This is a genomic window from Chloracidobacterium sp. N (genome assembly GCF_018304765.1).
GTDB classification, from domain to species: Bacteria; Acidobacteriota; Blastocatellia; order Chloracidobacteriales; family Chloracidobacteriaceae; genus Chloracidobacterium; species Chloracidobacterium aggregatum.
Map to the genome: position 1 here is coordinate 2,022,781 of NZ_CP072642.1, position 20,452 is coordinate 2,043,232.

Consider the following 20,452-nt stretch of genomic DNA (forward strand, 5'->3'; position numbering starts at 1 on the left):
CACCTCACTTTTCAACACCAATCCGCAACGGTAGCGAGATACGAAACTGCGCTCCACCGGCGGGAAGATTGCAGGCTTCAATGCGCCCATTGTGACTGACGATGATTTTCCGAACAATGGCCAACCCCAGCCCGTGGCCCTGCTTTTTCGTTGTAAAGAAGGGCAGGAACAGGTTGGCCGCGACTTCCGGTGGAAAGCCAGTGCCGGAATCCTCAACCAGCAGCGTGACATCTTCCGGGCCGGTGATGGCGCGCAGCCGCACTTCCCGTACGGGCGCGTCATCAGGGATGGCCTCCAGCGCATTGCGGAACAGGTTCTCGAAGACGCGCCGCAGCAGAGCGGCATCGCCCGGAATGACCGGCAGCGAATCCGGCAATACCAGTGTCATCGCCTGTCGGCGGAAGTCCTCCCCCAGCAGGGTGACGACTTCCTCGACCACGCCGGCCAGGTCAACCGGTGCCATAACGGGGCGCAGTGGGCGCGCAAAGGTCAGAAAATCCGAGACAACCTGCGTCAGATGCCGGACTTCATCCCGCAACGCCCGGGCGGCCGGGTTGTCGGGAACGTCCTGCAGGAGCAGCCGGGCGTAGCCATCCATCGTGGCCAGCGAGTTTTTGAACTCGTGGGCGATACCGGCGGCCATGTCCCCCAGACTCGTCATGGTCTCCCGGGCCTGCGCCGTAGCTCGCAACGCGGCCAGTTCGGTGATGTTGGCAATCAGACACAGGACACTCGCTGCACCGGGAATCGGGGCAACACTGGCCTCAAGCGTGCGCTGATGACCACCGATGAGCGCCGTGATGTCGGACTGTCGGCGTACGCTCCCGTCCTGCAGTCCGGCCGCCACCAGGTTCTGGAGTTCCGGCACATCGGCAAAGAATTCCCGGAACGGTATCCCCGGCGGGCGGCCAAACAAACGCTGGGCGGTCAGATTCGCCAGCACGGTCATACCGTGTTCGTCCACGACGACGAGCGCATCGGGAATACTCGCAATCAGCCGGTCGCTGAACTGGGCCTGCACCAGGGCGCGGTGTTCGGCATCGGTGCGCAGGCGTTCCAGTTCCCGTCCTGCCGATTGCAGGTGGTCAATGACTTCCTGATAGCCGGCCATGACGAACTCGACGGAAGCCGGCGGCTTGGCGTAAGAGCGCGCGGCCGACCGTCCCGAAAGGAAAACGGAACGCATCAACCACAGCCCAGCCGCGCCCACGACCAGCCACAGAGGCAGTTCGTAGGCCACACGCAGGACGACGCCTGAAAGCTGCGCCTGGCGATGGCGCGCCAGCAGGCGCAGATGGCCCAGCCGTTCACCATCAGCCTTGCGCAACGGAACCGTGAGCGCCCAAACGCCATGCACGTACCGGCTTTCTTCCCGGTCAGCGCCGGCCACATCGAGGTTGTCCGGCAGGGTGAGTTCCCCAGTCAGGTCATTCGTGACCACAGTACACCGCTGCCCCAGGTGGTCATAGATGCCAACGGCCATCGTCAGGCCAGACGGAAGCCAATCAGGTGTCAGCGGTTCGGTGATGGACTGCCCTGCCGTGAAGCGGGCTGCCAGGCGGTGCGCGGTCAACTGCACTTCAGCCCGGGTCCGGTGCTGCGCCTCCCGGTCATAGGCGCTGCGCAGGGCATACGTGGCCCACAACCCTATCAGGCAGACCGTCACCAGCAGGGCCACCAGAACCGCCGTCAGCGCCTGGCCGGCCATAGCCCGCCGGAAGGCAGGCCGCGGTCGGCGGGCGTGCGTCCGGGTGCAAAGCCCTGTGGACTGAAGAGGCAAAGGGCGTGGGTCTGGACGGAAATCGCCCATCGGGCTAACCGGAGCGTATTCCCCAACCCCAGTCATGGCTGACCGATGAGGGTTGGGGCACTGAAAGGATCATCGTCAGGGGGTGTGGGCGGTGTCACTTTCGGGAAGCCACGACTGTTGACGGCAGCCGATTGAGTCAGATAGCTCCCCAAAGCCACGGCCATTTCACGCGCCGTAGGGCGCCGGGCCGGGTCCTTTTCCAAGGCCTGCGCCACCAGGCGACTGAGTTCCGGTGGAACGTCGGAAATGACCTCGTGAACCGGCCGGGGTTTATGGGTCAGGTGCTGGAGCGCAATGCCGACAAAGCCGCTGGCACTGGCAAAAGGCAGCAGTCCCGTCAGCATCTGATACAGCATCACCCCGACGGCATAGACATCCGACTTCCCATCATAAGCCAGATGATTGATGCGCTCCGGCGCCAGATAGGCCGCCGTGCCCACGACGACGCCCAGCGCACTGACCGTCTGCTCGCCCGACATCTCTTCCTGCATCAGCTTGGCCACGCCAAAATCCACAACCTTGATGACTTCGCCGTCTTTTGTCTGGTGCAGAAAGATGTTGTCGGGCTTGATGTCGCGGTGGATCACGCCTTCGGCATGGGCGGCATCGAGAACATCGAGCACCGGAATGAGAATTTCGGCGCACCGGGTGGGAGGCAATGTGCCATACCGCCGCAACTCATCGGAGAGCGAGTAGCCCCGCAGCAACTCCATCACGATGTAGGCGATCCCTTCCGAAGACACGCCGGAATCCAGTACGGCCACGGCGTTCGGGTGGTTGACGCGACAGGCTGAAATGCCTTCCTGGCGGAAACGCTCCAGCGCCTGGGGTGAATCATTGCCGGCTGTTGGACGAAACACCTTGACGGCCACCTTGCGATTGAGGGCAAGCTGCGTGCCTTCATACACAACGCCGAAGCCGCCGGAGCCGATCTTCACATCCAGGCGGTATTTCCCATCGAGCACCTTGCCGGGCAGGGCTTCTGCCAGGGCACTGAACACCAGGTCGGTCCGGCGTTGCGCTTCGTCCAGTTCTTCGTTCTTGCGTGCCAAGTCCCGGTTGGCTTCGAGCAGTTTGAGATTCTTTTCGGCCAGGTCCTGGTTGGCGGACGCCAGGGCCGCCGTCCGCTCGGCCACTTTGGCTTCGAGGGCAAGCGTCCGCTGGCGCAGCACATACACCCGCCATTGCATGAGGCCGAGGCCGAGCGCCACACACGCCAGGGCGTAGAGCGTAAAGGCCCACCAGCGAATCCACCACGGCGGAGAAATGGTGATGGAAGCCGTCGTCACTTCCTGCACCTGACCCAGGTAGTCCCGGCTGCGAATCCAGAAGGTGTACGTGCCGGGCGACAGACTGGCAAAGGTACGCCGGCGGTCGGGCAGCCAGGGCGTGGGCTGTGCCTCGTAGCCGATGAGTTGCGTTGAGTACCGGGTTTCGGCGCTGCGAAAGAAACCCAGCAGCTCATATTCAAACGTCACTTCATTTTCCCCGTGGCTGAGCGCCAGGCGCGCCTCCAGCTTCCGGGGCTGCCCGTTGACGAGCAGGCGCACGAGACGCGGCGGCACGGTCCGGTATTCCCGGTTTTCAAGGCGCTCATCAAAAACGCCCAGACCGGCCACGGTTCCGATCCAGAGGCGGCCCTCACTGTCGCGCAGCGCCGATCCACCGTTGCACTCGTTGCTCGGCAGGCCGTCTTCGGTGGTAAAGGTTTCGAGCCGTGGGCGACGCCACCCCTGGCCGGCATCCGGCGTCAGACGCGCCACACCGCGATTCGTAAACAGGTAAATGCGCCCCTGCCGGTCGTGGCGGATTTCATAGATGACGTTGTTCGGGAGCGCCGGGTCCGTGCTGTCCGTCAGGGTATGCCACTCGATACCGGTCCCCTGCCACTCACCGATGGTGACGCCACCGTACGTGCCGACCCACAGCGTACGCCGGTTTCCATCCACCAGCATGTGCAGGGAGCGCACCACGTCGCTGGAAAGTGTGCCGTTGGCGCGGTTGTACACCGTCCACTGCCCACGGTACAGCGTGGCCACCCCGCCGCCAAAGGTGCCGAACCACAGGCGCAGCCCGCCTTCCGGTTCCGGGGTGGCGAGCATGGCGGTCACATACTCATTGCCCACGCCCGACTCGGCGAGGGGAAACCGGCTCCAGCGCCCTTCCTGCCACACAGCCACGCCTTTTTCCGTGCCCACGAGCAGCCGTGGCGTCCCGTTTTCATCCATCGTCTCCAGCAGGCTCCAGATGCCGTTGTCGGGCAGCGCCCCATTTTCCCGGTTGAATACCGTCCATTGTCCGTTCTGAAACTGCGCCAGACCGCCGGTGGCGGTTCCGATCCACACGGCCGGGCCGCCGGAGACGCGGTCGGTTTTGAGCAGACACGACACAAAGCGGCTGGGGAGCGGACTGTTTTCCATCTGGAAGATTTCCCAGCGCCCCTGCCGCAGACGGGCCGCGCCGTGGTTGCGCGTCCCGATCCAGAAGGTGCGGGAGCCATCCGGTTCCGTGTATTCCAGCAGGGCTTTGACCCCAACGGTGGGGATCATCTCCGGGGGAAAGGTGACACGCTGCCATGAGCCAAGCCGGAGGCGCGCCAGTCCGCCGCTGTTCGTCCCGACCCACAGCAGCGGCGGGCCATTCCCTGTTCGGGTCTCATATATCGAGGTGACTTCACTGTTGGGGATGACCCGCGTATCTGTGTTGTAGAGCGTCCAGTTTCCGTTCTGGCAGGCGGCCAGTCCGCCGCCATTCGTGCCGACCCAGACCGTCGCGGTCCCATCCGGCTGGTAGGTCACGGCCAGGCTCCGAATCTGCTTCGTGCCGCCAAAGTCTTCCCGCACCACCTGCCATTGCCCGTTGCGGTAGGTTGCCACGCCATGGTTGGCAAAACCGGCCCACAGGGTACGTGTCCCATTGGGTTCACGCACTTCACCCAGGGCCCGAATGTCATCGGACGGCATGGACTCCGTTGTGGTGGAATGGAGGCGCTGCACCTGCCCGCCCTGCCATTCGACGAGGCCACGACTGGTTGCCACCCACAGCAGAGGCTGCCCGTCACGTTCCGTCGCCAGCAGGGTGCGGACTTCGTCGCTGGGCAAGCCGGCGTTGGACTGGTTGAAGGTCTGCCACTGTTGTCCATCGAAGCGGGCCAGCCCGCCAGGCGTCCCGGCCCAGAGCGCAGCGCCGCCGTTCTCCGGGACCTCGGCCAGCGCCGTCACCATATCGTGGGGAAAGCCGGCCTGCCCGGACTGGTAGTGACCAACAAACTGCCCATCCCGCCAGGCAAACAGGCCGCTGGCATGCGTGCCAAACCACATCCGGCCGTCTCTGGACTGCAAGATGGCACGCACCCAGTTGGACGTTCCCGCGCCGGGCATGTTGATGCGCTGCCACTGATAGCCGTCATAGCGCGCGGCGCCATCCTGCGTGCCAATCCACAGATACCCGTCGGCGTCGCCGGTCATGGTCATGACCGAGTTTTGCGGCAGGCCGTCCATATCGGTAAACGTGTGCGCGCCGGGCAGGAACGCCATCGGGGCCGACGTGGTTGGGACGGCCGGCGGACGGACCGGCGCAGCCGGCTTTGCCCCGGCGCCTGTTTTCCGGGCAGGCACCATCTGACCGGAGGACAGGCACAGCAGCAGGCACAGCCCGGCCCGGAGCGCCCGCCAGGTCAGCTCGTGCCAGGTTGAACGCTGCCGTCTGCACCGTGTCATGGAAGCTACGCCGCCTATGTGAATGACCGGTGCCGGTTTTCAGAGCACGCGGGGAACCTTGAAGTGCCCGTACCCGGACGCCGGGGCATTGGCCAGGGCGGTCCCGGTTCCGGGCGGGGTGTGCGGTGTATCGGGACGCAGGGCCGTATCGCCCACGGCGCTACAGTGCGACATCGGCGGCACATCCGTGGTGTCCAGCTCATTCAAACGGTCGAAGTAACCGACAATGGCGCCCATCTGCGCCGCCAGGCGGTCGAGATCGGCCGCCGAGGGACGCAGATTGGCAAGCTGGGCGATTTTCTCAACATCCTGGGTGGTGATGGCCATCGCTTCCTCCGAAAAAAAAGAGCGTACAGGCTGGAAGGAGACTACTCGATGACCGGATCGGATGCCGAAGCCCGGCTGCCGCGCCGGTCACTTCCACGCAGTTTTCCGGTCTGGTCAATGAAATAGGACATGCGTCCCGAAGCCGGATAATCAGAAGGTACACTATAGCAGGCAAATGCGTTTTCTGAAGCCTCGATGAAAAATTGCGACATCCTGGCCTCGGAGGGGTCATTGGGCAGAAAACCGGCGTCCACAAGTTCCGCCAGCGACGCATAGCGCCCGTGGGCGGCATGGAAAGACGACTCCACGCGGGCAATCGTCAGCATACTGGCCCGCGTTGCATTGTCCCGTGAGGACTGGCTGGCGGCCACCACGACCTCATCCGGGCTTTCCTGCTTTTTGCAGGCCGGACTCATCCCAAGCACCAGCGCCACACTGACCACCTGACACACCCCAATCACAACCTTTCGCATGGCTGCTCCACCCCACTCCTTCTGGTTTGCTCAACATTCTACACGCGGCGTCTCCCAGTTGCCGGCTTACCTGACGGACATCACGGCCTGACGGACATCACGGCCTGACGGACATCACGGCCTGACGGACATCACGGCCTGACGGGCGTCACGGGCCGACGGGCAGCACGGGCCCGGTGGGTAGCGGGGACGCTTCAGCCGCCGTTCGACTGGAAGGCACTTCGGCGGCCGGAAACTCAAGGACGAACGTGGCCCCCCGTGGGTGGTTCGGCTCGTAGCGAATCGTGGCCCGGTGGTCGGCCAGAATATGCGCGACAATCGCCAGCCCCAGTCCCGTCCCCCGTTCACGGGTCGAAAAATACGGCTCGAACAGGCGGTTGCGGGCTTCCGGCGGAATACCGACGCCGGTGTCTGAAACCCGCAACCGGACCGTCTCCCGCGCCGCTGCATACTCCGTGGTGATGCGAATCTCACCCCGCGCCGGTTTCTCACCGCTGGCCTCGATGGCGTGCAGGGCATTGTCAATGAGATTGACCAGACACCGCTTGATTTGTTCGGCATCGAGCAACACGGGCGGCAGGTTGCCGGCCAGCCCGGTGGTCAACCGAATCCCGTCCAGCCGTTCAGCGTACAGGATAACTGTCCGCTCAACGATGTCATCCAGTGAACCCGGCGCAAGCTGGGCATCCGGGAGCTTGGCAAAACGCGAAAACTCGTCCACCAACCGCTGGAGCGTCGTCACTTCCCCAATGATGCTGGCCGCGCATTCCTCGACCGTTGCCCGGAGGCGCGGCAGATGCGCCGCCTGCCGCGCCACATTGCGCGCGATCCGCTCGGTGGAAAGCTGAATGGGCGTCAGCGGATTCTTGATTTCATGCGCCATGCGCCGCGCGACCTCGCTCCACACGGTATTCCGCTGGGCCTGCATGATGGGTGAAATGTCGTCGAGCATCACCACCACGCCGGTGATTTGCCCGCCGGTGTCCGAAAGCCTCGTGGCCGTCAGTGCCACCTGCATGGAGGGGCGGTCCGGCAGCCGGATTTCGGTTTCCAGGGTTGTCTGGGGCACCCGCCGGGCACGCCGCAGAAGCCGCTCGAAATCACCCCGGTTTCCCGGTGGCACATGCTGCAAGAACTCATCGCCCACAGCGGGCGTTGCACCCAGCATGTTGCAGGCAGCAGGATTGAATGTCGTCACCCGCCACTGCGTATCGAGTGAGACAATGCCGGTACACAGGCTCCCCAGAATGGTCTCGATGTAGCGGCGGCGCTCATCAAGTTGGGTCCGGTTGACGCGCAACTGCTGCGCCATGGCGTTGAAGGAATCCACAAGCACGGCCAACTCGTCCTGGGCTTCGACCCGCACGACGTAATCGAGATTCCCCTGCGCCACGGCTTCCGTCGCTTCGGCCAACGCCCGCAGTGGCACGATGACAAAGCGGGCCGTGGTGATGGCAAACCACATCGCGCCGAACATCAGGAAGAGCGTGACGAAGCCCAGAATCAGCAGGTAGTTGATCTTGAGCGTCCGCGATTCGGCCGCGAGGGTCGCCCGCTGGTTCGCCACCCGGGTCAGTTCGGCAATCTTCTGGTCGAGCACCGGCGGCATCGTACGGACCACCACAAGCACATCTCCGGTCTCTCCGACCGGAACGGCCGCGGCGATGAAGGTATTCAGGTTCCTCTCCAGATGACCGGCCGGAAACGGGTCCGACCGCGCGCGCCGATGCAGGCCGGCGACGAAGCCCGGCGGCAGTTCGGTCCAGTCACCAAAAATGGTGCGGGGCTGTCCCTCCCGGTCCAGCCACTGGCCGGCTTCAATGCCGAGCGCCTGCGCTTCATCCACAAAAAGCTTCCGCGCCGGTTCCATTCGCGCGCTTTCCGGCAGCATTGTTCGTTCCGTCTTCCCCGGCGCTTTTTCGGTCGCCAGCCAGGACACCAGCCGGCGCCCGACGGCGCGCCCGTCATCCTGCAGGGAACGCATTTCGCGGGTCAGCACCAACCGCTGAATGGCCACGGCGCTCTCCCGGTAGCGTTCGGCCGGAAGGTTGAACCACTTGTCAAGGCTGCGGTTCAACAGCCCGTAGGCAAAGAAAAACAGCATCAGCAGCGGCAGGGCGGAAACGATGAGCGAAGCCGTCACCAGGCGCGTCTGGAAGGACGTACCCAGGGTGCGCTGCCGCCGTTCCTGCTGCAACTTCATGACGTTGCGAATCAGGAGCGCCAGCAGGATGATGAGCGCCAGGAAGTTCAGCGCCGACAGCGCATACAGCATCAACGTCGCCGAAACATTGCGCGGCGCGAGAAAAGGCAGCACATTGAACGCTGACTGAACGACGAGCGCCCCCAGGAGTACGATGACGAGAATGAGCAGGGACAGCGTCCGTACCCGCCGCAGACGATAGGCGCGCAGCGCACGGGTCGCTTCCTGGGGGTTGACGATGCTCACCGGGTGCTCGGAAGACATGCCGACTGAAAAACAATCCAGGTGGGATGCCGGTTAGTTGTAACACAGCCGCGTCCTGACAACCGACCGGTTTTACCTTTGCCTGAACAACAACCGCGCCATGCCTTCCGAACGGGATTTTCTCCGCCGTCTCCAGTCCGTCGCACGCCGTGGATGTCCCGACCTCCAGCTTGGGATTGGAGACGATGCTGCCCTCATCACGCCGCGCCCCGGACGCCACCTGGTCGTCATGAGCGATGCCTTGGTGGAGGATGTGCATTTTCGCCGGCGCTACGTACCGGCCGCGGCCATCGGGCACAAGGCATTGGCCGTCAACCTCAGTGACTGCGCTGCCATGGGTGCGACGCCCCGGTTCTGCCTGCTTTCCCTCGCCCTTCCGCCGTCGGCACAGCCGCTGGCCGAAGACATCGTACAGGGATTGCTGGCTCTGGCTGACCGGGTGCAGGTCAGTCTGGTCGGCGGAGATACCACGGCCAGCCCGCAGTCCATGTTTGTGGATGTATGCCTGATGGGTGACATTGCACCCGGCTGTGCCGTCACCCGCGCCGGGGCCCGGCCGGACGACTACCTGTTTGTGAGTGGAACCCTTGGCGCGGCTGCCGCCGCCCTTCAGGCGCTTGAGCAGGGAGCAGCGCCGCCCGATGCGGCTTCCGAAGCCCGGTTTCTGTTCCCGGAACCGCGTCTCGAACTGGGCCAGCACCTGGCGGCACATGGCCTGGCCACGGCCATGCTCGACATCAGCGATGGACTGTCACTTGATCTGGCCCGGCTGTGCGAAGCCAGCCAGGTTGGCGCGGTGCTGGAGGCGGCGGCACTTCCCATTGCCCTGGCAGCCGTGGCGATCAGCCCCGACCAGACAGCCGCGCACCGGCTGGCGCTCGACGGCGGTGAGGACTACGAACTGCTTTTTACGGTCTCGCCACAGCAGGCGGCAACCGTGGCCGCGCTGAGCGGCACGGCGGCGGTCGGCGGCGTTTCCCTCACCTGCATTGGACGCATCACGGCCGGCCATGACATCACCCTGCACATGGATGGAGAAATCCGCCCGCTTCCGGCGCGCGGCCATGATCACTTCGTGAGGCCCGGAGGTAGTGGCACAGGGACGGCCGCCACCTGGGCGTAACCGCCCCGCTGCCAGCGCCACGGGAGCAAAGCGACATCCCAGAACGGCCGCACGGAACGCCAGTTGAAACCGACCTTCGAGCCTTCCGCGTGATTCCACACCACCGGCACTTCGGCCACCCGCGCGCCGATGTTTTGCGCCAGGTAGAGAATTTCCACATCGAAGGCAAAGCCCTGCACCTGCTGCGCCTGAAACACGGGCAGAAACACATCCCGCCGGAAGGCTTTGAAACCACACTGGGTGTCGGCGTACTTCAGTCCCGTCAGGACGCGCACGAAGCGGTTGAAGCACCGGCCGGCGAACTCACGCAGGGCGGACTGATGCACGCCAATCTGCGAATCCGGCAGGTCACGGGAACCGATGGCGGCTTCGTACTGCCCGGCGGTAATCGGTTCCAGCAGCTTGGGAGTTTCGGTCAACGGTGTCGAAAGGTCGGCGTCCGAAAACAGCACAACCTGGCCGCGGGACGCCAGAAAGCCATGCCGCACACTGTAGCCTTTTCCCTGATTGCCCGGATTGGACAACACCTGCAGGGAAAGCCCCTGACGCGCAAAGGACGGGACAAGCTGCTGCACCACCGCCGCCGTTCCGTCCACCGAGCCATCATCCACGACGATGACTTCCACACCACCGGCAAAATCCCGGAAGTAGGCCCCGACGCTTTCCAGCGTCGGGGCAAGACGGGCGGCTTCGTTGTAAGCCGGGATGACCAGGCTGAGGGATGGAACGTCTGTCACGCGATGGTCACTTCCGGGGCGAGATACACATCCTGGATGAGGTTGAGCAGCTTGACGCCATCGGCCATGGGCCGCTGGAAAGCCTTGCGCCCGGAAATCAACCCCATGCCACCAGCGCGTTTGTTGATGACGGCCGTGCGGACCGCTTCGGCAAAATCGTTGTCCCCCGATGCACCGCCGCTGTTGATGAGACCGGCCCGCCCCATGTAGCAGTTGGCGACCTGGTAGCGCGTCCACTCGATGGGATGGTCCGTCGCCAGCTCCGAATAGACTTTTTTGTGCGTCTTGCCGAACTTGAGGGCCTCATAGCCGCCGTTGTTTTCGGGCAGTTTCTGCTTGATGATGTCGGCCTGAAGCGTCACCCCCAGGTGATTGGCCTGGCCTGTCAGGTCGGCTGCCACGTGGTAGTCCTTCTCGGCTGTCTTGAAGGCAGCATTGCGGGTGTAGCACCACAGGATCGTCGCCATACCCAGTTCGTGAGCCGCTTGAAACGCCTCGGAGACTTCCTGAATCTGCCGGCTCGATTCGGGCGAGCCGAAGTAAATCGTCGCACCCACGGCCACCGCGCCCAGATTCCACGCCTGCTCGATGCGCCCGAACATCACCTGATCATATTTGTTCGGGTAGGAGAGAAACTCGTTGTGGTTGATTTTGACGATGAAGGGAATTTTGTGGGCATACTTGCGAGCGGCGAAACCCAGCACGCCGAAGGTTGTCGCCACGGCATTGCATCCGCCTTCGATGGCCAGCTTCACGATGTTGTCACCGTCAAAGTAGATGGGATTGGGCGCAAAGGAAGCCCCGGCGCTGTGCTCGATCCCCTGGTCAACCGGCAGGATGGACATGTAGCCAGTCCCCGCCAAACGGCCGTGGTCAAAGAGCTGCTGCAAGCTTCGCAGCACCTGGGGTGAGCGGTCCGATGGGGTGAAGACCCGATCCACGAAATCCGGTCCGGGCAGGTGCAGGTGCTCGGCTGAAATGCCTTTCGCACGATAGGTCAGCAAAGCCTCGGCTTCGTCGCCAAGCAGGCGTTCAATTTCTCCAATCATGACAGGAAAACCTCCGGGCAAAGATGATGCAAACAGTCCACAGGAAAACCACCGAAGCCGTTTTGTATCACAAGTGCTAAACTGGGGCGCATAACTCCAGGTTGTGGGCCGGGCCTTCCGAATGTACCATACGGCGTACACTTCAACCTGAAATCACGAACTCAAAAGTGGTGACATGCCATGACCGAAGCCGCCAAAACCAGTGTGCTGATTGTTGACGATGACCGGACGATTCGCCTGACGGTCGGGGCTTACCTGAGTGGGCAGGGATTTACGGTGCTCGAAGCGGCCACCGGACGCGAAGCCATCGAGACCGCCACGAAGCACCGCCCCCAGGCCATTATCCTCGATGTCATCCTGCCGGACCTCGACGGACTCCAAATCTGCCGCCTGCTCCGTGAATGCAACATTCAGTCGCCGATTCTCTTTCTTTCGACCGACACCGAACTCGACACGCGGTTGCGGGGTTTTTCCTACGGCGGTGATGACTTCCTCACCAAGCCGTTCAACATGCTCGAACTCGGCGCGCGCCTTCAGGCAATTCTGCGGCGGCATACCATTGTTCCCGACATCGAGGAAATCATCGTCCGGGGTGACCTTTCCATTGATGTCATCCGGCGGCGCGTCATCCGCAACGGCAAGGCGATTGAACTGACGCCAACCGAGTTTCGCATCCTGCTCACCATGGCGCGCCGTCCGGGGCAGGTCTTTTCCCGTGACCGCCTGCTCGATGAGCTACAGGATGAAGAAGGCTATCTCCGCAACGTTGACCCGCACATTGCGCGGCTCCGGGCAAAAATCGAGCCCATTCCCGGCCGTCCGACCTACGTGCAGACGGTGTGGGGGCAGGGCTACAAGTTCGAGTACGCCAACGCCACCAACCCGTAAGCTCATCCTTCACACACCTGCCGGAACGTCGTAAAGCCGGCGGCCGGGATGTCATTGGCTGGCAGGACAGCCACGGTGAGTCATGCGCCTGCTGCATACGTCTGACTGGCACCTGGGCATAGGCTTGGGCGGGTATCTGCGGGAGCCGGAGCACCGTCGCTTTCTTGCATGGCTGCTGGACACGCTCAGGAACCAGTCCGTTGACGCCCTGCTCATCACCGGCGACATCTTCGATGCGGCCAACCCACCGGCGGCGGCGCAACGGCTCTACTACGACTTCCTGGCGGAATGCCACGCCGCGCTGCCGGCGCTGGACATCGTCATCATCGGCGGCAACCACGACTCCGCCGGCCGGCTCGATGCCCCGGCCGAACTGCTCAGCCGTTTCCGCGTGCGCGTCGTTGGCGGCTTCGCCAGCCAGCCGGACGGGAAACCCGATTTCGGGCGTCTGCTCGTCCCGCTGACCAGTGCCACGGGCGACGTGGCAGCCTGGTGTGTGGCCGTACCGTTCCTGCGTCCCTCCGATGCCGGGCCGGCAGAGGACTTCCGTCAGGGTGCGCAGGCGCTTTACGCACAGCTTTTTGAGGCCGCACGGCAGCGGCGTCAGCCAGGGCAAGCCCTCATTGCCACCGGACACGCCTTCATGGTCGGCGGACAGGTCTCCGACACTGAACGCCCAATCGAGTGTGGAGGTCTGTATGCCCTGCCGGCTGACATCTTCCCGGAGGATGTCGCCTACGCCGCACTCGGCCACCTGCACCGGGCACAGTGCGTCGCCAACCGCCCAAACGTGCGGTACAGCGGCTCACCACTTCCGCTGTCCTTCACCGAGCGCGACTATGCACACCAGGTCGTGCTCATCGAACTCGAAGGCGAGCATGCTGCGCGGATCGAGCCGCTTCCGATCCCACGGGTGCGTGATTTGCTGCGTGTGCCGCGCCAGGGGGCAGCGCCTCTCGCCGCCGTTCTCGATGAACTGCGCCAGCTTCCCACCGCGCCCACCGCAACCGACAGACTGCCGCCGCTGGTTGAGGTTTATGTCCAGCTTGACCGTCCGCAGCCAGCCCTGAAAGACGACATCGAACGTGCGCTGAACGGCGTCTGGGCCGAGCTGGCCCGGATTGAACTTGTCCACCCACAGCCGGACAGAGCCGCCTTGCCGGACGGTCTCTCACAAAACAGCCATACCAACCTCACGCCGGAAGCCATGTTTCGCGCCTGCTACCGGGCCAAGCATGGCAGTGACCCACCGGAAGCTCTGGAGCAGGCGTTTCACACGCTGCTTCAGGAAACCCTGCAGGAGATGGCGCCATGAGAATTCTCGCCATTCGCGGTCGTCATCTCGCCTCACTGACGGACTTCGCTATGTCCCTCGAACATGGACTGCTGGGGCGCGCCGGGCTGTTCGCCATCACGGGTCCGACCGGAGCCGGCAAAAGCACCCTGCTCGACGCGCTGTGTCTGGCGCTCTATGACCGCCTGCCCCGGATCAAGCGCAAACAAGGCGGCTACCAGGTTCCGGCCGGTACGGCCGATGATGTGGCGCTACCGTTTACCGACTGCCGGCACATCATCCAGCGCGGACAGCGCGACGCCTACGCCGAGGTGGACTTCCTTGGGTGCGATAACAAACGCTGGCGTGCGCGCTGGCAGGTAAGAGTGTCGCAGCGCAAAACCTCCCGGCAGGCGACCGGACCGCGTGCATCGGAAGTCGAGTTGTTTGAACTGACCACAACGGACGGCACATCACCGGGAAACAGCATCCGCAAAACCGAACACGGCAAGGAAGAAACCCTCAAGCTCATCAGGCAGAAAGTTGGCTTGAGCTACGAGCAGTTCTGCCGGTCGGTCCTGCTGGCACAGGGTGACTTTGCCGCCTTTCTCAAATCCAGCGCCGAAGAACGCGCCAGCCTGCTTGAAGCCATGACCGATACCCGGCTCTACACGGCACTTTCCAAAGCCGCCCACGAGCGGGCCAAACGCGAAAAGGAAGCGCTGGAAGCGCTGAAACAACAGACGGGCTACCTCAATCCCCTTCCCGATGAGGAACGCTGCCGGATAGAAGCCGAACGGGAGCAACGTGCCGCGCAGTGCCGGGAAATTGAACGGCAACGCAGCGCCTACGAGCAGGCGCGGCAGTGGTATGAACGGCATGACGCCTTGGAAGCCGCTTTTCAGAAAGCAAAAGCCGATCATGACGCGGCTCTTCAGGCGCGTCATGATACCGAAAGCCAGCGTGCGTACCTTGCCCGCCTTGACCAGGCGCATCGGCTGCGTCCCATGTATGAAGACCACTTGGCGTCTGACCGGGAGCAACAGCAGGCAGCGCGACAGGTTACTGAAACAGCCGCGCGTCATGGCGCAGCCTGCCAGCACCTTGATGCCGCCCGCAGCCGCGCGGAACAGGCTGAAAAAGACCTTGCCTGTGCCAAGGCCGAGCGCACGGACTGGCAGCCGGCCATCGAAGCAGCGCGCGAACTCGATGTGAAACTTAATCAGGCCCGGCAGCAGGTTTTGGAAGCCGAACACCAACTCGAAGCAGCCAGGCAGCAGTTTCAGACGCAACAGCAGCAACTTGCGGATACCGAACAGGCGCAGGCACAGGCTGCGGAGTCCCTTGCCCAAATCGGCCAGTGGTTGGAAGCCCATTCGCACCTCCAGCCTGTCTCTGACCAGCATGAGCGTTGGGAACGCGACATCAGAGCTTATCTGGAGGCCCGAACCACACTGGCGCAACTGGAAGAACAGGCAGCCAGACTGACCACCGACCTCCAGCGCGGCAAAACCGAAATGATGCATGCTCGCCAGGCGCTTCAGAACGCGGAAGCACAGCTTGCGGACGACCGGCAGGCATTGCAACGCGCCACCCAGCACCTTGAACATCTCACTCGCACCCAATCGCCCGACGCACGGCGTGAGGCACGCTGCCGGCTTGATGAGCAACGCGCGACACTGAATGCACTCCACAATCTGGTTGAAGCGGCCCACAAAGCTGAACGCGAATGTGCGGAAGCCGCGCAGGAAGCGGAAGCGGCCCGAACGGCGCTGGACACCTTGCAGCACGACGACAACCAATATGTGCACCAGCAGGCCGCGCTGGAAACTGCACTCACCGAACGCCTTCAGGAACTCCGTCTGGCGGAGGCCGCCGAGGAGCTGGCCGCCCGCCGTCCCGATTTGCTTGCTCCCGGTCAGCCCTGCCCGCTTTGCGGCTCCACTGAACATCCCGACGCCGACAAACCGGCCCCGCCCGGTGATCTCGTCGCCCGTGTCAGAGCCGAAGTCGAAGCCCTCCAACAGCAGTGCGCTGCCTGCTCGCAGGTTGTACTGGAACTGGAACGCAGGATGGCGGCTGAAGAAACCCGGCTGGAGGCCGCGCGCCAGCGCCATGACAGGGCAACGCAGGAAAAAGAAAGCCGCCTGGCAGACTGGGCACAGCAACGGAGTCCAAACCTGCCCGATTCACCACTGGCGCCGGAAACCAGGCCGATGCTCGACGCGGCTTCCAAACGGCTCGCAGAAGAACAACGCCAGCTTGAAGCGGAAGAACACGCATGTGAAGCCGTGCGCCGGCAACGGGATGCGGCACAACAGGCCGTTGACCGAAGCCAGGAACAACACCGCCAGGCACAGGAAACGTACCGGCAGGCTGAAAATGCCCTGCAACAGGTGAGAAATGCCCTGGAGACATGCCAAACCAGGTATGAAACCTACGAACAGCAACTTCGCCGGTACGTTCAGGAACTCGCCACGGTCTTTTCGGGCACCCCCAACTGGCAGGCGCAACTTGACGCCGACGCCGACACTTTTCTCAAACAGGCCGGAAACGACGCCACCGCATGGAAAGCCAACGTTCAGGCCCGACAGGCAGCCACGGCGCAACTTCAGGAAATCGAACGCCGGATAGCTGCCCACCAATCCGCCCTTGCCGCGGCACAAACCCGGCTGGAGCAGGCTGAACAGGACGCCTCTGCCAGAACGGCCGCATGCCAAGACCTTGAGATGCGCCGCGCCGCGCAGCTTGGCGGCCAATCTACCGAAGAATTCTGCCGGAGACTCGATGATGCCATAGCGCAGGCCGAACGCGCTTTCCATGACGCGCGTCAGGCGCTTGCCGCCGCCGAACGTGAGGAAGCCCAGGCCACGGCTGATCACCGGGCGGCTGAGAAACGTCACCGCGAAAAAGCCACGGCGGCTGAAGCCGCCCGCCAGGCGCTCGATGCCGGACTGACCGAAGCCGGCCTGTCTGAAGCGGAGCTGAATGACCTGCTGGCTGTTTCCGAAGCCGAACAGCAGCAACTGCGGGAGCATATCGCGGCGCTCGATGAGCGGGTCAGACAGACGGCAACCGTGTTGGACACCAGGTGGAAGGAACTCGAAGCCCACCAGGCGTCAGCACCACCGGACATCAGTCGGGAGGACATCCAGGCAAATCTTCCGGCCCTTGCAGAGCAGCTCCGCAACCAGCACCAGACCATTGGGGCGCTGGATGAAAAGCTCAGGCAGGATGCGGAGACCCGCCAACGCCAGGCGGCGCTGGCCGCGGAGATTGAGGCGCAGGAAAAGATTTACCGCCACTGGGCCGATCTGGATGACGTCATTGGCGCAGCCGACGGCAAAACCTTCCGCCTGTTCGTCCAGGACCTTCAGTTCCAAACCCTGCTCGGCCACGCCAACGATTATCTGCGGCGGCTGCGCCAGCGGTATCGCCTGCAGTCCGTCAAGGGTGCCAGTCTGGAACTCCAGGTACTCGACCACGACCTGGCCGATACCGTACGCCCGATCAGCACGCTTTCGGGCGGCGAGACCTTTCTGGTTTCACTGGCGCTTGCCCTGGGATTGGCGGCGATGTCGGCCAACAAGGTCACGGTCAAATCCCTTTTCATAGACGAAGGTTTTGGCACGCTCGATCCCCAGTCGCTTGAAGCCGCACTGGGCATGCTGGACGAACTGCAAGCCACCGGGTGCCAGATTGGCATCATTTCCCACATCCCGGAACTTGCCGAGCGGATTGGCTACCGCATTGCGGTGACACCCAACGGGCGTGGCACGAGTCAGGTTGCCGTACTTGCCTGAGCCGGGGCATGATCGCGCGGTCATTCCCAAAATGTGCCTGCAAGGAGACAGCCCGCGCCATGCTGACACCGGAACAACAAGCCCAGTACAACGCCCTGCTGCTGAAGCAGTACAAGGGCACGCTTACCGCCGAGGAGCAGGCAGAGCTGGAAGCTCTCCAGTTGCTGCGGGACGCGCCAGATACCGCACCGACCGCGGCCAACATAGCCAACCTGCCGCCCCATCTGGCGCGTTTTGCCGGTGAAGTGGACCTTCTGGAAGCCGACCTGGCGGACATGTCCGGCAAAATTGGCGGACGCAGCGCCCTTGCCGAAGCCAAAACCAGGATGGGAGAAACCGCCACGGATGCTGCCCGGAAACCAGAAGACGATGGCGCACATTGAACGCGGCCGTGAAGTGCTGCGGGTGGAAGCCGAAGCCGTGGCGCGTCTCGTGCACCGGCTCGATGAGCATTTTGCGCGGGCGGTGGACATCATTCTCGCCGGACGCGGGCATGTGGTCACCCTGGGCATGGGCAAAAGCGGTTTCGTGGCGCGCAAGACTTCGGCAACGCTGGCCAGTCTGGGGACACCTTCGTTCTTTCTGCATCCGGCCGAAGCCGCTCATGGCGACATCGGGCGCGTAACCGCCGAAGATGTCATCCTGGTGTTTTCACACAGCGGGGAAACCGAAGAAATCGTCCGGCTGCTGCCCAGCTTTCGGGACCTGGCGCTGCCGCTGATGGCCATTCTGGGACGGACGGACTCGACCATCGGGCGGGCGGCGCAGGTGGTACTGGAAACGGCCGTGGATGCCGAAGCCTGCCCGCTCAATCTGGCCCCGACGGCCTCGACGACAGCCGCCATGGCGCTCGGTGATGCGCTGGCGGTCGCCGTCGGTACGGCCCGGGGCTTTGCCGTCGAAGACTTTGCCCGGCGACATCCGGGCGGCAAGCTGGGACGCGAACTGCTGCGTGTCGCCGATGTCATGCACGTGGGGGCGGAGGTTCCGACCGTCCAGCCGACCACGCTGATGCCGGACATCATCCACGAAATTTCACGCAAAGGCTTTGGCATCACCACCGTCGTGGACAGCGAACGGCGGCTGCTCGGCGTCATTTCCGACGGCGATCTGCGGCGGCTGATGGAGCATCAGCCGGAAGCCTTCCTGCGGCTTACGGCGGCGGCGGCGCTGGAAGGGCGGCAGGCACGGCATCCACATCCGCGCACGGCGCGGGCAACCGACCGCGCCATGGCGGCGCTGCGGGCTATGGAAGCGTACCGTATCACCTCGCTGGTCGTTGTGGATGCCGGGCAGCACGTCGAAGGGCTGGTCCATCTCCACGATCTGTGGGGTGTTTTGTCGTCGGCCGGAGCGGAACCGCGCGTTTGACAGCCAGTTTGACAGCCGGGCCAGGGCTTTGCCAGAGTCGTCCCGTGCAGACCCTGAACTTTTCCCAGTTTCCGACGCCATTGCCATGCACATTGCCATCATCGGTACGGGTTACGTAGGTCTCGTCACGGGGGCCTGTTTTGCCGAGTTCGGCGTCAACGTCACCTGTGTGGACAAAGACGCCGCCAAGATTGCCATGCTCGAAGACGGGCGCGTGCCCATCTACGAGCCGGGGCTTGACGTGCTCATCGAAAAAAACCGCCGGGCCGGACGTATCCACTTCACAACCGACCTGAAGGCGGCCGTCCACCGGGCGCTCGTCGTGTTCATTGCCGTTGGCACACCGCCCAATCCAGACGGGAGTCCTGACCTGTCACAGGTGGAAGCCGTGGCCGCGCAGATTGCCGAAGCCCTTGACGGCTACAAGGTCATCGTCACCAAAAGCACCGTGCCGACCGGCACGGGGCAGGCGATTCGCCGGGTGATGGAGGAATGCTGCCCGGCCGGGGCGAGCTTCAGTGTCGCCTCCAACCCGGAATTCCTGCGTGAAGGCGATGCCATCAACGACTTCATGCGCCCGGAACGCATCGTCATTGGCTGCGAAGACCCGCAGGCCAACGCCATTCTCCGCGACCTCTACGCTCCGCTCATTCAAACCGGCGTGCCTTTGGTGGCGACGACCGTGGAAACGGCAGAACTCATCAAGTATGCGTCGAATGCGTTTCTGGCGGTGAAGATTTCCTTCATCAACGACTTGGCGCTGCTGTGCGACCGCCTTGGCTGCGATGTGCTCGATGTGGCCCGTGGCATGGGGCTGGACAGCCGGATTGGCAGCAAGTTTCTGTCGCCGGGGCCGGGCTACGGCGGCTCCTGCTTTCCCAAAGACACCCAAGCGCTGGCCCACCTGGCGCGCAGTCAACAGCATCGGCTGCGCATCGTCGAGGCCGGCATTGCCGTCAATGACGACATGCACGAGGCCATGCTGGGCAAAATCAAAACGCTGCTGGGCGAACCCTACACCGACAAGGTGGCCGGCATGCTGGGGCTGACCTTCAAGCCCGAAACCAGCGATCTGCGTGAATCACCTGCGGTGGCCATCGGGGCGGCCATCCGCCGGCTGGGCGTCACCCTGCGGGCCAGCGACCCGGTGGCGATTCCAGAAGCCGCGACGTTGCTGCCCGATGTGACGTTCTGTGAAGACCCCTACGAAACAGCCGCCGGCTGCGACCTGCTCATCATCGCCACGGAGTGGAATCTGTACCGCCGGCTCGACTTGGAGCGGCTGCGCGAGGTGATGCGCACACCGGCGATTGCCGACCTGCGGAACGTCTGTGACCCGATGCAGGCGCGGCGCGCCGGCTTCCGTTACCTGGGCGTCGGGCGACGCTGACGCAAACGGGCGGCCACGGCTT

14 protein-coding genes are annotated in these 20,452 nt (G+C 63.6%); 7 read left to right on the forward strand and 7 right to left on the reverse strand.

From position 1 onward, the window contains the following. Positions 1-4: 4 nt before the first annotated feature. The 5 genes from J8C05_RS08460 to J8C05_RS08480 all read right to left on the reverse strand — a co-directional run bounded on the left by J8C05_RS08460 (position 5) and on the right by J8C05_RS08480 (position 8,796). Complete coding sequence (locus J8C05_RS08460) at positions 5-1,708, reverse strand: sensor histidine kinase (protein WP_211421781.1); 1,704 nt, start codon at positions 1,706-1,708, stop codon at positions 5-7. A 134-nt stretch (positions 1,709-1,842) separates the two neighbouring features. Next, positions 1,843-5,529 (reverse strand): protein kinase domain-containing protein, encoded by a 3,687-nt coding sequence (locus J8C05_RS08465; protein WP_211421782.1) that lies wholly within the window; start codon positions 5,527-5,529, stop codon positions 1,843-1,845. A gap of 39 nt (positions 5,530-5,568) precedes the next feature. Continuing rightward, on the reverse strand, positions 5,569-5,856 hold the full coding sequence (gatC, locus tag J8C05_RS08470; RefSeq protein WP_211421783.1) for an Asp-tRNA(Asn)/Glu-tRNA(Gln) amidotransferase subunit GatC: 288 nt from the start codon (positions 5,854-5,856) through the stop codon (positions 5,569-5,571). A gap of 41 nt (positions 5,857-5,897) precedes the next feature. After that, a complete protein-coding gene (locus tag J8C05_RS08475; protein WP_211421784.1) occupies positions 5,898-6,329 on the reverse strand; it encodes a hypothetical protein in 432 nt (143 codons plus the stop codon). 148 nt (positions 6,330-6,477) lie between these two features. After that, positions 6,478-8,796 carry a sensor histidine kinase gene (locus tag J8C05_RS08480; RefSeq protein WP_211421785.1) on the reverse strand — a complete coding sequence of 773 codons (2,319 nt, stop codon included), beginning with the start codon at positions 8,794-8,796 and terminating at the stop codon, positions 6,478-6,480. Between the two features lie 100 nt (positions 8,797-8,896). On the opposite strand from J8C05_RS08480, the gene thiL reads away from it, so the two are divergent. Then, entirely contained in the window at positions 8,897-9,919 is a 1,023-nt protein-coding gene (thiL, locus tag J8C05_RS08485) for a thiamine-phosphate kinase (RefSeq protein WP_211421786.1), read from the forward strand. Here the strand turns inward: thiL and J8C05_RS08490 are convergent. Next, positions 9,865-10,656, reverse strand: a complete 792-nt coding sequence (locus J8C05_RS08490; protein ID WP_211421787.1) for a dolichyl-phosphate beta-glucosyltransferase — start codon at positions 10,654-10,656, stop codon at positions 9,865-9,867. The two genes, thiL and J8C05_RS08490, sit on opposite strands and share 55 nt — an antisense overlap. After that, complete coding sequence (locus J8C05_RS08495; RefSeq protein WP_211421788.1) at positions 10,653-11,705, reverse strand: class I fructose-bisphosphate aldolase; 1,053 nt, start codon at positions 11,703-11,705, stop codon at positions 10,653-10,655. The genes J8C05_RS08490 and J8C05_RS08495 overlap by 4 nt, the downstream gene beginning before the upstream one ends. Before the next feature lie 180 nt (positions 11,706-11,885). Here J8C05_RS08495 and J8C05_RS08500 point away from each other — a divergent pair, with 180 nt between their 5' ends. From J8C05_RS08500 to J8C05_RS08525, 6 genes are all read left to right on the forward strand, one after another. After that, positions 11,886-12,593, forward strand: coding sequence for a response regulator transcription factor (locus J8C05_RS08500; RefSeq protein WP_211421789.1), 708 nt, complete (start codon positions 11,886-11,888; stop codon positions 12,591-12,593). A gap of 82 nt (positions 12,594-12,675) precedes the next feature. Then, positions 12,676-13,908 (forward strand): exonuclease SbcCD subunit D, encoded by a 1,233-nt coding sequence (locus J8C05_RS08505; RefSeq protein ID WP_211421790.1) that lies wholly within the window; start codon positions 12,676-12,678, stop codon positions 13,906-13,908. Then, entirely contained in the window at positions 13,905-17,669 is a 3,765-nt protein-coding gene (locus tag J8C05_RS08510) for an AAA family ATPase (protein WP_211421791.1), read from the forward strand. The genes J8C05_RS08505 and J8C05_RS08510 overlap by 4 nt, the downstream gene beginning before the upstream one ends. Positions 17,670-17,728: 59 nt before the next feature. Continuing rightward, entirely contained in the window at positions 17,729-18,052 is a 324-nt protein-coding gene (locus J8C05_RS08515) for a hypothetical protein (RefSeq protein ID WP_211421792.1), read from the forward strand. Next, a complete protein-coding gene (locus J8C05_RS08520; RefSeq protein WP_211421793.1) occupies positions 18,039-19,040 on the forward strand; it encodes a KpsF/GutQ family sugar-phosphate isomerase in 1,002 nt (333 codons plus the stop codon). The genes J8C05_RS08515 and J8C05_RS08520 overlap by 14 nt, the downstream gene beginning before the upstream one ends. Before the next feature lie 85 nt (positions 19,041-19,125). Then, positions 19,126-20,430 (forward strand): UDP-glucose dehydrogenase family protein, encoded by a 1,305-nt coding sequence (locus J8C05_RS08525; protein ID WP_211421794.1) that lies wholly within the window; start codon positions 19,126-19,128, stop codon positions 20,428-20,430. The last annotated feature ends 22 nt before the right edge of the window (positions 20,431-20,452 follow it).